This is a genomic window from Cupriavidus basilensis (assembly GCF_008801925.2).
Taxonomy (GTDB): Bacteria; Pseudomonadota; Gammaproteobacteria; order Burkholderiales; family Burkholderiaceae; genus Cupriavidus; species Cupriavidus basilensis.
The window spans coordinates 2,175,130-2,191,474 of the sequence record NZ_CP062803.1 but is presented as its reverse complement, the minus strand read 5'-3'; the positions used below and the strand labels follow the sequence as shown (position 1 = coordinate 2,191,474).

The following is a 16,345-nucleotide window of genomic DNA, read 5'->3' as shown; positions in this document are numbered from 1 at the left end:
TTAAGCCGGGATTGGTATGTTGTCCAAGTTGAATGCGCTACGAAAAGAAGTCCGCGCCCTGAGCCGCAAGGCCGTTCTGACGGTATCCAAAGGCGCGCTTCCCGGTGGCCCGGCATACTACGAACACCTGGCCAGGTTCTTCGATGACCTGATCCTGAGGGCCGCCGGGGAGCTGCAGATTGTCGGGCTTGCCGCGGCGGTGGAACTAGGCGTCGCGGCCCGGCATCACCTCGATCTTTGTGGATCCGCCGCGCTGCGCAGCGATCGGGCAGAACTGCGCGTCCTGTACTGGGCACTGTCCCGGCGCATGACGACGTTCGCGCCCGATTCGATGTGCGACGCAGAGCCGCAACGCAGCCCTGGCCGGCAATCCGGTCCAGCGAGCGATTGCCCGGCACCTTGCCAGGCCTGTCATGAACTGCTTGGGGAACCGCGCAGGGCGCATGGGCATGAAGGCATGCAGCCGCTGGACCTGCCCGTGCGGCGCCGGCTCGGGTGCGAAACGGTATCCGAACTGCAGCCGTTTCGCTGCACCAGTTGCGGAGCGGCATGGCAGAGGAGCCAGTCGGCATGTGAGCCTTTTGCAAACTGGTTTATACGCAGTGCTTTGGGGCGGGCGGGGCGTTGACCGGGCTTGCCGGGAATCTGCTCTATCGCATTCCCACGCCAGTCTTTCATTCACAGGCCGGCAGGCTGGAGCCGCTCTTCGCAAGCCATCCGAATGCGTCGGACGTTGCCGGCGATCCCTTCTTGCGCATTGACGGGCAGCGTGCCAAACGTCAAGACGATCATTTTTCCGTCGTGGGCGACGGACTGCAGTTGTAAGGGGACAGGCGGAAAGCGCCTGAGTGCAAGTCATTGTGGCCGATGGACCATCGGGAAAAGCGGGATACGTCCAACCTGTGCTTCGCGACTTGGGAAATGCAGGTGACGCGCAAGCGCTACGGTGCCTCGTCTTTCGAGGTCGATATCCATCTGAACACCGAGGATATCCGCCGAAGGGATCGACCGGCTCGGGCGGGGCTTGGCGGTGCATCCAGAGTCTCAAATCAGTTCGCTGGTTCAGCACGCAAATGAATCAGACAATCGCGCTCGCCAATCTGATCCGGACTCCTCACATCAATCGCCAGGACGATCGGCCGTAACCGGACAGATGGAAGCCGCACGGAAAAAGAGGCGTTCGTCATGAAATATTCACAAAATTCGACGACATTGCTGGCGAAGCATCCACCCCGCTATTTCCAAAAACTCCGGCGACTCATGCGTTTGAAATGACAGGCAACTCGGCATCGGTCAGCGTGCTTGCGCTGACAGGATTCTTGAGTGGCTTGGGGCTGCTGATTGCGACTGGGACGGTGCGTGCGCAGTCGACGGGTACGTCGGGCGGGCCATCGCGGTCGGACATGCCTCTGCATGGACAGGCCACCGCTGCCATGTTGCCGTTGGCGGATGCGCCGGCCATCAGCCTCGCGGCGGGGAGAGATGCAAGGTTTTTCGATTTCGACATACCCGCGCTACCCTTGGATTCCGCACTTGACCGCTATGCGGCGCAGTCCAGACGGCCGGTGCTTTTTCGAAGCGAACTCGTGACCGGGCGCATGTCGTCAGCTGTGCAGGGGCGTTTCTTGCCCGAAGTCGCGCTGAACCAGCTACTCAAGGGGACCGGCCTCGTCGCGGAACGAGACGAGGCCGGCGGCGGCGGCGGCAGTGCCTTTGTCTTGATGCAAGCCGATGAGCACGCCGCACCGGCACCCTATGCCGGGATCGACAATCTGGTCAGTGATCGACGGTATCCTGGCCAGGTTCAATCCCGCATCTGGCAGGCGCTCTGTAGCACCCCACGGACCGCCCCCGGGACTTACCGCGCGCTGATGCGTTTTCAATTAAGCGCCGATGGCCGCATCCAAGGGGTGCGCTTGCTGGGTTCGACAGGGGAGCCCCAACGTGACGTGGCGCTGATGGAGACCTTGAGAGCGATTCAGGTCCCTCCGCCGCCGCTGGATATGGTGCAACAACCGTTAACTATGTTGATAGCCCCCGGGGATCACAATGGCACGCTTCGCTGCGGCAGGGGGGCATCCTAGCTATGTCCGACGACGTGCAGCCGGCCTTGTTGGACCATTTGGCCAATCGCTACGCCAAACTTAAGCGCAGTCTCGTGCGGGTGCTGGGCAGCGATGATCTGGCCGGCGATGCTCTGCACGATACCTATCTGAGGTTGCAGCGCCAGGAGAACCGCGGGCCGATCCTGAGCCCGAGCGCCTATCTGCTGCGCATGGCGGTCAATATCGCCGTCGATATCCAGCGCAGGCAGAGCCGCAACTTGTCGACAGACGACGTTGACGCTCTCATGGCGCTGTCCGATCCCGCACCCGGTCCGGCGCAGGTGGTTGAAGACCGTGCCGAGCTTGAGGCCTTGAGCAGAATCATGGCGCGCTTGCCAGAGCGCCGGCGGCAAATCTTGCTGCTGGTCCGCTGGGAAGGATTGCCGCAAAAGGAAGTGGCCGAGCGACTGGGGGTTTCGATACGCACGGTCGAGAACGAATTGAAGCGCGCGCACGATTTCTGTGCCCAAATGTCGAGCAGACAAAAATAGTTGAGGGATTTGAGCATTGTCATTCGTCTTTACTCGTGAAACGCAATCCGCGCCGAAGCTGCGCGCCGCTCGCCGACTCTATCCAGCGCGTGTCGTCATGGTGGCTTGATTCGATATCGTGAAGAAACCCATCGACCAACATGCCGTCTCCAATGACGTGCTCCAGGAGGAAGCGCGGGCCTGGGTGCGCTTGCTCACCTCGCGCGAAGTCAATGCATGGGATGCGCAAGGATTTCAACGCTGGCTGCAGAGCAGCCCGGCCAATAAGGAAGCGTTCAACGAAGCCAGGCGGCTCTGGACTGCGATGAAGCCGGCGGCAGGGGAATTGCTGCGTGCCAATCCGGGGATCGCCGCCGCACACAGCCATGCACGACGCCCCATGCAGTCGGGCCGTCGTGCATTCATGGGCGCGGCGGTGAGTGCTGCGGCCGTAGCGGCCGTTGCCGCGGTGTACCCACCCCTCGGGGCCTGGCCAGCAATCACGGAGTGGAGGGCGGACTACCGTACCGCCGCCGGCGAGCGGCAGGAAATCGGGCGTGCCGGCAGTGTTCTGGTTACGCTCAACACGCGGACCAGCGTTCGACGACAGATGGACCATGGCGAAATGGTCGGCCTGGAACTCATCAATGGACAGGCCGCCGTCGACCTGTCCCGGGACGGCCAGCGCTTCGTCGTGACGGCGGGAGCCGGCCGAAGCGTAGCCGAATCGGGACGCCTCGACGTAAAGTCTCTCAACGGCAAGGTCTGTGTCACCTGTCTTGAGGGCGCCGCACGCGTGGAGCATCCCTCGGGGATTCGCGCACTCCTGGCTCGGCAGCAAGCCATCTACGACGATCGTATCGTCAGCCCCGTCGCCGGCGCTGATCCGCAGGAAGTGGCGGCTTGGCGCACCGGAGAAATGGTATTCCGCAATACGCCGCTTGCCGAGGTGGTCGAAGAGATCAACCGCTATCGCCCCGGCCGTGTCGTGCTGGTGAACGCCGCTGTTCGCGCCCATCTGGTGAGCGGTCGATTCCTGGTTACGTCTCTCGACGCGGTGTTATGGCAAATCGAGCGTACCTACAAGCTTGAAGCCACGTCCTTGCCAGGAGGACTGCTGGTCCTGAGTTGAGCTGTCCGGCACGAGGGCTGGCCTTTGCGCCGCGCAAAGTGCATCGGGTGTGGAAGGCCCACCGCCTCACGAGGTTCGCCGCTGTCGCCCGGCGAGAAAGTGCAAAGTCAAAAAATAGTTGAGGGATCTGGCGGTAGCCATTCGTCTTGTCTCAGCGAGTTCCTGTTGCCGCTTACTGCGAAGCGGAATCAAACAAAACTCGAAGGACGCGGCAGCCCGGCACCGGGCGGGCTGCCGTAGCGGAATCGACTCAACTATTGGGCAGGACTTCAGATGAGCACACGCGGGCGCAAGTGCGCAATAGCGAAATCACGACACCTGGCACCGGCGGCATGGCCATTGCGCATGGCGCCGCTGACCCGGGCCGTTGCCATGGTGCTTGCCACTGGCGGGGTCTGGGGCACGGCGCAGGCGCAGCAAGCATTCAGCAGTGCATGGTTTGCGGCCAAGGGCGCGACGCAGAGCGCGGCGCAGCAGACCGGGCGCCTGCCCAACGGCATGCCGGTGTCGGCGCTGGCCAGCCCCTCGGCGCAGCAGCAACAGGCCAACGCCGAGCTGCAGCGCTCGCTGGCCAACCTGGGCACGGCCGCACAGGGCATTGCGGCGATGCAGGCGGCGCAGGCCAGCGCGCGCGCGGCCGCCGCGGCGGCGAACGCCACGGTGCCGGACGGGCTGGCCGAGGGCGGCCTGAAGATCGACACCCACAGCCTTACGCAGGGTTGGGTCAACGCCAACGCACCGGCGCAGACGGTGTCCGACGGCAAGACGACGGTGGCGATCCAGCAGACCGCGGACCGCGCGGTGCTGAACTGGGAGACCTTCAACGTCGGGCGCAACACCACGGTGGATTTCAAGCAGCAGGCGGACTGGGCGGTGCTGAACCGCGTCAACGACCCGCAGGCACGGCCGAGCCAGATCCAGGGGCAGATCCGGGGTGATGGCACGGTGATGATCGTCAACCGCAATGGCGTCATCTTCAGCGGCACCAGCCAGGTCGACACGCGCAACCTGGTGGCGGCCGCCGCGCGCATCACCGACAGCCAGTTCACGAGCAACGGCATCTACGGGCTCAATGGCACGACGCCAAGCTTCACCGATGCCCTGGGCAAGGTGGAGGTGCAGGCCGGCGCGCGGATTGCTACGCGCACGCCGGCCACGGTGACGCAGGGCGGGGGCTATGTGCTGCTGCTGGGCGCGGAGGTCGGCAATGCGGGCACGATCGCCACGCCGCGCGGGCAGGCGGCGCTGGCCGCGGGCGACAGCTTTGTGATCCGGCGCGGGGTGGGCACCGACGGCAACACCACGTCGACCACGCGCGGCAATGAGATCTCGCCGCAGTTCGTGGCCGGCGGCAGCGCGGGCAAGGTGGCCAACAGCGGGCTGATCCTGGCCACGGAGGGCGACGTGACGCTGGCCGGGCGCGACGTGCAGCAGCTCGGGGTGGCGGTGGCGACCACCACGGTCAACACGCGCGGCACGGTGCACCTGCTGAACTCGGCGGCGGACACGCAGGGGCGGGTGACGCTGGGGCCGGGCGCGGTGACGGCGGTGCTGATCGACGACGACGGCAAGTCCACGGCGCTGGACAGCCAGCGTGACGCGCTGATCCAGGACTCGGCGGCGCAGGACCTGCTGCGCGGGGGGGCGGCATCGGGGCTGTTCGACAACCTGTCGAGACTGTCGGACCGGCGCGACCAGTCGCGGGTGGAGATCGTCAGCGGGGGCGATGTGCTGTTCCAGGGCGATTCACTGACGCTGGCCACGGGCGGGCAGATCGCGGTGAGCGCGACGGGGCGTAGCTTCGTGGCCAACCGGGCGCAGCTGGATGTGTCGGGGGCGGTGGGCGTGGCGCTGGCGATGGACACGAACAACGTGAAGGTCAATGTGCAGGGCAACGAGCAGCGCGACGCGCCGGGCAACCGCGACAGCGGGAACCTGCTCAATGCGAACGTGTGGATCGACCGGCGGCGGCTGGTGTACGTGCCGGCGGGCGTGGGCGGCTACGCGACCGAGCGCTGGTACACGGGGGGCGGGCTGCTGGAGGTGGGCGGCTACCTGGGCAACCAGGGACACCGGATCGGCGAGTGGGCGGCGCAGGGCGGCACGGTAACGCTGGGCGGCAAGGAGGTGGTGACGCAGGCGGGCTCGTCGATCAACCTGTCGGGCGGCAGCCTGGACGTGCAGACGAGATACCTGAGGCAGACGTGGTTCAAGGGGGCGGACGGGACGCTGAGCAACGCCAATAACGCGCAGGCGGGGGTGTTGTACACGGGGGTCTACACCGGCTTCGACGACGAGCACCCGCGCTGGGGCAAGACGGCGACGCAGTCGTATGCGAGCCCGCTGATCGCGCCGCAGCAGGTGCTGCAGAACGGCTACACGGTGGGCCGCGACGCGGGTCGCCTGCAGGTGAGCGCACCGACGGCGGTACTCGAAGGCGAGGTGGTAGCCCGGGTCTTCAACGGGGCGCAGCAGACGCAGGCGCACGCGGCCGGCCTCGCCGACGGCTACAAGCAGGGGCAGTACGCCGTGGCGCAGGCGGGCGGGCTGGCACTGGGGCAGTACACGGGGCCGGGGCGCACGGGGGTGTTCAACAGCGAGGTGAAGATCGGCACGGAGGTGGGCGTGACACCGGGCATGGGGGCGGCGGACACGCTCGACCCGCAGCGGCAGAACACGGTGTGGCTGGACGCGGGCATGTTGAACGGTTTCCAGCTCGGCGCGCTGGACCTGGCCAGCGGCGGGCGCATCGTGGTGAGCCAGCCGCTGGTGCTCGCCGATGGCGGCCAGCTGAGCCTGGTGGCGCCCAATGTCGACGTCAATGCCAATATCACGGCGCACGGCGGCACGGTGAACGTGTCGAACCTGTTCACGCGCGCAGGTGACCGCTATCCCGGCGCGCTGGTGGCGGCCGACGGCACATCGCAACTGACGCTCGAGGCCGGCAGGACGATCGACGTGCGCGGCATGTGGACCAATGCGCGCATCGATCCGGCCAGGCTTGCCGGGCTTGCCTATGTCAATGGCGGCAACGTCACGATCGACGGCTCGCAAGACGTGACGATCGCCGGCGGCAGCGTGATCGACGTCTCATCCGGCGCGGCTATCCTGGCCAACGGCAAGACCGTGGGCGGCAAGGGCGGCAATGTCACGCTCATCGCCGGCGACGTGTCCGGCGGCGTCAGCGCTGTCACCGGCAATATGGTGCTGGACGGTGCGATCCGCGCGGCCGGCATCAACGGCGGCGGCGCGCTGACCTTGTCCTCGCCGAACAATGTGCTGGTCGGCGAGAACGCCTCGCTGGCCGGCGGCGTGCTAGCCACCGGCACGCCGGCGCCGCTGCGGATGCAGCTCACGCGGCCGCTGACCATTGCCGCCGGGCAGCCCTTGCCCTTCACGCTGACCGAGACCCACAACACGCTGCCGCTGGACGTACCTGTTCCCATCGATATCGCGGTGTCGGGTGGGCCCGGCATCCCGACCGCGGCCGACTGGGTGGTCCCGAACGGGATGAGTCCGGTGAATTCCAGGGACAGCAATGGCAGCCTGGTCTATTACTTTCCCGGCCAGCTGGTGCCGGCGGGGACGCTCATCACCGGGGTGGCCGGCTCGGGCACGATCACGGCCGGTACGGTGATCCCCTCGCGCGTCTTCCCGAAGGGCCTGCCGATCAACCCTTACAACGTCGTCTATGCCGCCGGCTCGGTGCAGGCGCAGGATATGACCTACCAGGCCGGCACGGTGATCCCACCGGGCACGGCCCTGCCGCAGACGGTGTCGGTGGCGCCGGCCCCGGCGCTTAGCCCTGCGTTTTTCCGCGCGGGCTTCTCCAACTACGACATCAATGCCGGGCTGGGCATGCTGGTGGCGGGCTCCGACATCGCGCCGGCGATGCCGGTGTACCGGCTCACCGCCGACAGTCTCGTGGCGCCCTCGGGCAGCGATCCCTCTGCGGCGATGTCTTTGTGGCTGCCGCCGCTGTATGCCGAACACCCGCAGGGCGCGACGCTCTCGCAGCGCGGGGGCGCCAGCCTCACGCTGCGCTCGCAGACCCGCAGCCAGAACGGCCTCCTGACGGGCGGCGGGTCGATCATCATGGAAAAAGGCGCCTCCATCGCCGTCGATTCGGGGCAGAGCATCAAGATCGACGCCACCGGGCAGATCGATATCGATGGCACGCTGACGGCGCACGGCGGCAGCATCAGCCTGGTCAACGAAGCCGACGGCTCCGTCGACACCCTGCGCAATTTCGATGCGGCCGGTGTCGGCCGCGGCGTGTCGGTGTGGGTCGGCCCGAGCGCCAGGCTCGATGTCTCGGGCCAGGCCTATGCGGCGGTGGATGCCCAGGGGCGCGGCTATGGCACGGCTATGGATGGCGGCACCGTCAAGCTCAGCGGCGGCACCGCGTTCGTGGTGGTGCGCCCGGGCGCCGAGCTGGACGCCGACGGCACTCGCGTCGTGGTCGATGCGGGTACGGTGAATGCGCGGGCCGCGTCGGGCGGCGCTCTCACGCTGGCGAGCAATGGTGGCGCCATCTCGCTCGATTCGCTGAGCGGGCTCTACCTGGATGGCAACCTGCATGCCGCCACTGGCGGTGCCGGAGCGAGCGGCGGCAGCCTGTCGATTGCGCTGAATACCCCGCAATTCGATACCAGGAGCTTTGCCACCGGGCTGGCGCCCAGCGGGGTCCTCGTGCCCAGTACGATGACGGTGACGCAGGCGCGTGCGTTGCCGCTCGCGTTGCCGACGGGCGCACCGGCGGGTTCAGCCCGTGCGGCTGTCGCAACGTTGCCCTTCGGGCAGGCCGCGGTGAGCGCCGACATGGTCAAGGCGGGCGGCTTTGATGTGCTCGCGCTGAAGTCCGGCGACTACATGCAATTCTCGGGCGACGTCTCGCTCGCGCTCGGCAGGAGCCTGTCGCTCACCGCTGGAGCCTTTACGTCCGGGCCAGTGCTGGCAGGGCCGCCCGATGCTTCCACGCCGGCGGCCACCGGCAACGTGCGCCTGGCGGCGCCCTATATCCTGCTCGGCGGTACGCCCGTCATCTACCGGGATGGATTCACCAGTGGCTCCATCAGTAATCCGGGTGCCGCGAACACGCCGACCGTCGCAACTTTCGAGGCCAATGCCAACCAGATCGACGTGCAGGGGCTGATCGTGTTCTCGGCGGACACCGCCCATTACGACAGCTCGACCTACACCTATGTCCACACGCCGTCGCCTGGCTTCCGGGCGACCCGGCTGGTCGGCCAGGGCGATATCCGCTTCCTGCCCACCACCGTAGACCAGGGGACGACGCTTGCCAGCGCCTGGGACGTCGACCTCCAGGCGGCCCAGGTGTACCCGGCCACCAATGCGAGGGCCACTGTCATCGCGGGGCAGAACAATCCGGGCTACGGGGCGAAGCTGACGATCGGGCGCACCACGCCAGACGTGCCGCACGCTCCCCTGTCCGTGTTCGGCAGCCTCAGCTTCCAGGCGGCCATCATCGAGCAGGGCGGCATCGTGCGCGCCCCCTTCGGCGCCATCACGCTGGGCACCAACTACCCGGCGACGCAGCGGGTGGACCTGCTGCCTGGCAGCCTGACCTCCGTCTCGATGGCAGGCCTGGCCATTCCCTATGGCGGCACCATCGACGGCGTGACCTACACCTACGGCGGCGCCAGCGTGCTGCCCCTGGCCCTTACCGGCTTCACCGGCAATAGCACCTTGCGCTCCGGGCCCGGCATCACGCTGGACGCGCAGGCCGTCAACGTCCAGGGCGGGGCGACGCTGGACCTTTCTGGCGGCGGCACGCTGACCGGCGCGGGATTCGTCTCGGGCCGCGGCGGCTCGGTCAACATCCTCACCACGCCGCTGGTCAACGCCAACCCGGCCGCGCCGCTGAGCAAGGCGAGCGACAAGGTCTACGCCATCCTGCCTGGATATGCCTCCGGCTACGCGCCGGTGGCACCGGAGAACGGCGCTGGCGACCCGGCCATCGGCCAGCAGATCACCGTGGGCGGGGGCGTGCCCGGCCTGGCGGCGGGCACCTACACGCTGCTGCCCTCCAACTACGCGCTGCTGCCCGGCGCCTACCGGGTGGAGCTTGGCGCGGGCGGCGGCAAGCCGCTCGGCGGCGTCGCCGCGGTCGGCAACGGCACCTATGCCATCGCGGTCCAGACTGGCACCGCCAACACCGGTTTCCGCGGCGCCTTGCCGCTGACGGCGCTGATCACGCCGGGGACGGCCGTGCGCCGCTACGCGCAGTACAACGAACAAGGCTACGCCGACTTCTTCACCGCCGGGGCGGCGCAGTTCGGCGGCCTGCGCCCGCTGCTGCCGGGCGACGGCAAGATCCTGCAGATCAAGTTCGAGCAGCCCGACACGCTGCCTGGCATTTCGGCGCTGAGTTTCGCGGGAACCGCGCGGCTGCGGGGCGTCGCGGGCGGGATTGACGGATCCGTGGCGCTGTCGAACGTGGGCGAGATTGTCGCGGATGCCGCCACGCCGGGGTTCGGCGGCGCCTCGGTCCGCGCCGCGGACCTGAATGCCATCGTGGCCCCGCGACTGCTGATCAACGGCACGGTGGGGGTGATCAACGGCACGCTGATGTTCCAGGGTGGGCAGGACCTCGCCATCCGCGACGGCGTCACGCTCCAGGCCGGCGAACTGGTGCTGGTCGGCGGGAATATCGGCGTCGGCAACAACGTGAACCTGAGCACCATCGGCCAGGGCGGGACGCCGTTCGATTCGGCCTCCACCGGCATGGGCTACACCACCGGCTACGGTACCTCGGTGCTGGCGCTGTCCAACGGCAAGCTGGACTTCCTCGGCTCGCAGGGCACCGGCGCCATCACCATCGGCGCAGGGGCGCAGCTGTACTCCGAGGGCACGCTGGCGTTTGCCACCAACGGCGGGGTCAACATGGACTCAGGCGCCCGCTTCGGTTCGCGCAATATTGCACTGGCCATGAACACCATCAACGTCGGCAGCAGCGGCGACATCGCCGCGGCGGGTGCCCCGGCCGGGCTGTTGTTCGACCAGGCGCTGTTCAACCGGCTGGTCAGCGGCGATCTGCCGCGGGGCGTGCCCGCATTGCAGACAATCACGCTGGGCGCGTCCAGCGCGATCAACCTGTTCGGCAGCGCCGGCCTGGACGCCGCCGGCGCCGGCATCAACCTGGTGCTGAACACGCCCGCAATCTATGGCTGGGGCAGGGCGGGCGATCATGCCACCATCGCGGCGGGCAAGATCACGTGGAACGCCCTCGCCAGTGCGACGCCGCCGGCGATCGCGGGCGATGGCCCGGGAACGGGCCTGGGCACGCTGGACCTGGTGGCCAGGGAGATCGACCTCGGCCAGTTCGTGTCGCTGGACAATGGCAAGGCCAGCCGCACGGTCCATGGCTTTGGCAACGTCAACTTGAGGGCCAGCGAGAAGATCGTGTCGGCCGGCAACGGCTCGCTCTTCGTCTATCAGGCGCCCAGCGCGGATCCGTCGGACGTGTTCGGCCAGAGCGGCACGGGCGGCAACCTGACGCTGGCAACGCCGATGCTGACCGGCATGCAGAAGTCGATCATGGCCTATACGGCGGGCGGGGCACTGAACGTGCTGGCGCCGCAAGGCCAGGCGCCGAGCCAGGCGAACTCGACCATCGCGGGCGCGCAGATCGACCTGGGCGGCGACAGCGTCGCTATCGGCAGCACCATCCTGCTGCCGAGCGGCAAGCTGGTGGTGAACGCCACACACGACATCGCGCTGGACGCGGGTAGCCGCATCGATCTTAGCGGCCAGCCGGCGACCATCCAGCGGGCCACGGTCTATGGCTTCGGCGGCACGGCCAGCTTTAACAGCGCGCAGGGCGGCGTGGTGCAGGCTGGCGGCGCGGTGATCGACGTCTCGGCGATCCATGCGAACGCCGGCGAAATCACGATCGATGCCGGCAAGGGGCGGGTCGCGCTGAACGGTACGCTCAATGGCGGCGCGACCGATGGCCAGGCCAGCGGCGGCTTCAGTGCCAGGGCGGCTACCTTCGCAGACTTCGCGGGGTTGAACGCCGCGCTGACCCGGGGCGGCTTCTTCGACGCACGCAGCTTCACCGCCAGGCAGGGCGACCTGGTCGTCGGCGACGGTGTGAAGGCGCACAAGGTGTCGATCGCAACGGATGGCGGGCAACTGACCGTGACCGGCACCATCGATGCATCGGGCGCGGCCCCCGGCACGATCCGCCTGTCGGCCGCCAACGGGCTGACGCTGGCATCGGGTGCCGTGCTTGATGCGCACGGCACCGTGCTGCAGGCCGATAGCTACGGGCTGCCGGTCGAGGCCAGGAACCGCGGCCACGTGGAGCTGAGTGCGGCCCATGGGGTGCTGACGCTGTTGCCTGGCGCGACCATCGACCTGTCGACGCCGGGCAGCGTGGCCTATGGCGATGTCGTATTGAATGCGCAGCGTGTCGGTGCGACCGCTTCGAGCGCGACCGGTGCGGGGGCTCCGGCCAATGCGACCGGCAACGATGTCGCTATCTCGGCCGCCGGACCGCTCACCATCCGCGGAACGCGCGGCATCCAGCTCAACGGTTTTGCCACCTATGCGAACGCACCGGCCGATCAGGGCGATCCCGTCGGCCAGGTCATCACGCAAGGCTGGCTCGATCTCGTCGATCGGGACAGCCAAGTCTTCACGGCCGGTGCGCTCGCCAATGCAGGCCTGCAGGGCCGCATGGCGGGGCTGTCCGCCTATGGCAGCGCCCTGCACCTGCGCCCCGGCGTGGAGGTGGTGAGTGCCACCCCGCAGGGCAACCTGACGGTATCCGGCGATGTCGACCTGGCCGGGTATCGCTATGGTCCCGGCGCCAACCGCGATACCACGTCCGCCAGCTACGGCGCGGGCGAGCCGCTGGCCCTGGTGATCCGGGCCGGCGGCAACCTCGCGGTCAAGGGAAGCATCTCCGACGGCTTCCGGGCGGTCGCGGGCAAGCCGGCGGTCTATGACGGCGTCCTGGATATCACCAACAGTCCCGAGTTCTCTCTCCAGGATGGCTATTGGGGCACGCCGGGTGCCAGCTATGTCGCGTCGAAGGATGTCTACCTGATGACGAGCTGGACGGTGCCGAATGACGACTTCTACAACTACCTCGGCGGCCTTATCGGGTCGGATGGCACCATCTACTACGTCGGCGACGCGATTCCCGCGGGCACGAAGCTGTCCGCCTCGGGCGGCCTGCTGTTCGAGGCCGGGATCCGTCTGCCGGGTGTGGCGATGGCGCTGGTCAGCAAGGGGACCCCTGGCGCGGCCGCCGCGTCAGCCGCGGCGACGATGCTGGCGGCTGGTGCGCCATCCGCGTCGCTGCGCCTGGTTGCCGGTGCCGACCTGGCCGGCTCGGACCGGCGCGCCTTGCAGACCGTGCGCGCGCTCAATGGAAGCGGCAATCTGACGCTCAACGATCCGAGCTACAACGCCTCCTTGAACGGCAGCTACTTCAGCGTGCTGCGCACTGGCACCGGCAATCTCGAACTGCTGGCCGGCGGCAGCTTTAGCGAGGCGACCCCGTATGGCGTCTACACCGCCGGCACGCAATCGGCGCCGATCCTGGCGGCGGACGGCAGCAATCCCTACGACATCATCGCCACGCGGGGCGGTGGCCTGCATGCCTGGTACCCGGAGCATGGCGGCGACCTGCTTCTCATGGCCCAGCAGGACGTGACGGGCAGCGTGCAGATCGCCAACAACAATTCCCGCTATGTCGATTCGGACCTGACCGGCAACTGGCTCTGGCGCCAGGGCGGGGGCGTGTCCACCGATCCCACGGCGTGGTGGATCAATTTCGGCGCCTTGACGCGGACCTCCGGCTGGAAGGTGGATAGCACCATGACCGGCTTCCAGGGGATCGGCACCCTGGGCGGCGGCAACCTGACCGTGATTGCCGGCCGCAATGCCGGCGTGACCGGCAGCGGCCCGACCGGGCTCGACCTCGCGGTGGCCTCGACCGGGCGCGTGCTGGCCGACGGCACGGTGGTCGCGACCGGCGGCGGCGATCTCACGCTGAAGATCGGCGGCGGGCTCAATCCGGTGCTTCCAACCTCCATTCAGGTGCCTGACTACTATGGCGCGATCACGAACCTGCGCGGCGACATCAACGTGGACGCCGGTTCCATCGGTGCGCTGGCGGTCGCGCAAGGCGGCGCCCTGTTCACGTCGTTCGATCCGCGCGCGGTCGAAGCCAACGTCTTCAAGCGCTCGGCAAAGACGCCCGGTCCCACGGTGACGCCAGGCGACGGTGTCGTCAACATCACCACGCGCGGCGACCTTGTGATCGCGGGTGCCGCCGATGCCGGCATGGGCCCCCCGGTCGATCAGGCCGGCATTCCCTATCTGCTGCGCAACGCGGACGGGAGCACGACATTGGTCCCGAATGGCGGTACCTCCGCATTCACCCTTTGGACGCCGGGTTCGGCGATCAAGCTGTATTCCGCCGGTGGCGATGTGGCGCCGTTGCCGGGCGGGACCGCCGGCAACAACGTTCAGAACAGCAACGGTTTCTATCCGGGCACGCTGATCGTCGCGGCTGCCAACGGCGATATCCGTTTCGCCGAGCCGTTGCCGGGCCTCTCGTATCCGGTGCTCGAGCTGGTGCCGTCGCCACGCGGCCAGCTCGAACTGCTGGCGGCGGGCTCCATCTATGGGTCGAGCCAGGTGGTGGCCATGTCCGGCGCCGACATGAGCACGCTGGCAACGCCATTGCGCCCGGTCTTCGAAACGTCGGTCGGTGGCGGCGGCACGAACAATGCCAGTCCGACATCGGCCTATCTGGGCTTTACGCGCAGCAGTCCGATCGCGTTCGGGCCGGACACGCCGCTGGGCAATCTGCATGCGGCCGACGATCAGCCGGCCCTCGTCTATGCCGGCAAGGATATCGTCGACCTGGCGCTCGGGCAGGTACAGAATCCGTCGCCAGGGTTCGGCCCGGGCTCCTTCCAGCCGTTCCCGACGACCTGGTACGCCGCCGCCAAGCCGTTCCAGGTCATCGCCGGGCGCGATATCGTCGGTACGGGCACGACGCCGAGTGCCTCCCTGAACCTGGATGCGGGCGACATCACGCTGATACAGGCCGGCCGCGACATCTTCCGCCAGTCCGTGACGATCGCCGGGCCGGGCCTGCTCCAGCTGCAGGCCGGGCGCAACCTGTACCAGGGCTATGACGGGTCGCTGACGAGCGCGGGCGACATCATCAACCCGTCGAACAAATCGGGCGGGGCCGGCATCACGGTGCTGGCTGGTGCCGGCGCGACCGGCCCCGACTACGCGGGCTTCGCCAGGCTCTACTTCGACGCGGCGAACCAGCTGAACGCAGGCACGCCGCTGGCGGGCAGCGGCAAGGTGGCGCATGCCTACGACGCAGAGCTGCTGGCGTGGCTGCGGCAGCGTTTCGGCTACAAGGGCGCGGCGGCCGATGCGCTGGCGTACTTCCTTGCGCTGCCCGGCGAGCAGCAGGGCGTCTTCGCGCGGCAGGTTTACTTCCAGGAGCTGCTGCTCGGCGGGCGCGAGTACAACGATCCGGCGAGTTCGCGCTATGGCAGCTACCTGCGCGGGCGCGAGGCGATCGCGACGCTGTTCCCGGCCACGGATGCGCGTGGCAATGCGATCGCCTACCAGGGCGACATCACCATGTTCAGCAGTATCACGGGTTCCACCACGGTCAACGGGCAGACGGTGCCGATCATCACCGACGCCGGCGTGCATACCAACTTCGGCGGCGGCATCCAGATGCTCAACCCGGGCGGCAAGACGCTGGTCGGCGTGGAGGGCGTGCCGGCGGGAGCCGGTGCCGGCCTGCTGACGCAGGGTGCGGGGGACATCGCCCTCTACGCGAAGGGCAGCATCCTGCTGGGCCTGTCGCGCATCATGACGACCTTTGGCGGCAGCATCCAGGGCTGGTCGTCGGAAGGCGACATCAACGCCGGCCGGGGCTCCAAGACCACGGTGGTGTACACCCCGCCCAAGCGGGTCTACGACGCGCTGGGCAATGTCACGGTGTCGCCGAACGTGCCGTCCTCGGGCGCGGGCATCGCCACGCTGAGCCCGATTCCGGAGGTGCCGCCCGGCGACGTGGACCTGGTGGCGCCGCTGGGCACCATCGATGCCGGTGAGGCGGGCATCCGGGTCTCGGGCAATGTCAACTTCGCGGCGCTGCAGGTGGTAAACGCGGCCAACGTGCAGGTTCAGGGGAAATCGACAGGGCTGCCGGTGGTCGCCACCGTGAATGTGGGGGCGATGACCAATGCCAGCTCAACGGCATCGCAAGCTGCCGCCGCTGCGCAGGATGCGATGTCGCGGGATCGCGCGGCGCAGCGGCAAAACCTGCCTTCGATCTTCACGGTGCGCATGCTCGACGCTGGCCCGGAGTCGTCGTCGCCCGCTGATGGCGAGAGCAAGAAGGTGCCTGCTGGCGCCCTCCAATCCAGCGAGCCATACGATCCGGCGAGTCCAGTGCAGTTCGTCGGCCTGGGCGGGCGGTTCAATCCTGCCCAGCTGGAGCGACTGACCGATGACGAGCGCCGCAATCTGAAACAGATCCGGTAGCAGCAAATCGTGCGGCATCCGCGTCTATCGTGGCATCGCCTTGCCCAACGCCTCTCGGCGTTCGGCATGACGCC

The 16,345-nt window shown here is 67.8% G+C and carries 5 protein-coding genes; all 5 read left to right on the top strand.

Going from position 1 to position 16,345, the window contains the following annotated elements:
* The first annotated feature begins 16 nt into the window (after positions 1–16).
* The 5 genes from F7R26_RS09855 to F7R26_RS09835 all read left to right on the top strand — a co-directional run bounded on the left by F7R26_RS09855 (position 17) and on the right by F7R26_RS09835 (position 16,271).
* The gene (locus tag F7R26_RS09855; RefSeq protein ID WP_150983408.1) at positions 17–628 is read left to right on the top strand and encodes a hypothetical protein; all 612 of its coding nucleotides are present in this window, start codon (positions 17–19) and stop codon (positions 626–628) included.
* A gap of 643 nt (positions 629–1,271) precedes the next feature.
* Positions 1,272–2,084, top strand: coding sequence for a TonB C-terminal domain-containing protein (locus F7R26_RS09850; protein ID WP_150983407.1), 813 nt, complete (start codon positions 1,272–1,274; stop codon positions 2,082–2,084).
* Between the two features lie 2 nt (positions 2,085–2,086).
* Positions 2,087–2,596, top strand: coding sequence for an RNA polymerase sigma factor (locus tag F7R26_RS09845; protein WP_150983406.1), 510 nt, complete (start codon positions 2,087–2,089; stop codon positions 2,594–2,596).
* A 118-nt stretch (positions 2,597–2,714) separates the two neighbouring features.
* Positions 2,715–3,707: a FecR family protein gene (locus tag F7R26_RS09840; protein WP_150983405.1), complete on the top strand. Its 993-nt coding sequence runs from the start codon at positions 2,715–2,717 to the stop codon at positions 3,705–3,707.
* Positions 3,708–4,052: 345 nt separating this feature from the next.
* Complete coding sequence (locus F7R26_RS09835; RefSeq protein ID WP_170301725.1) at positions 4,053–16,271, top strand: filamentous haemagglutinin family protein; 12,219 nt, start codon at positions 4,053–4,055, stop codon at positions 16,269–16,271.
* Positions 16,272–16,345: the final 74 nt, after the last annotated feature.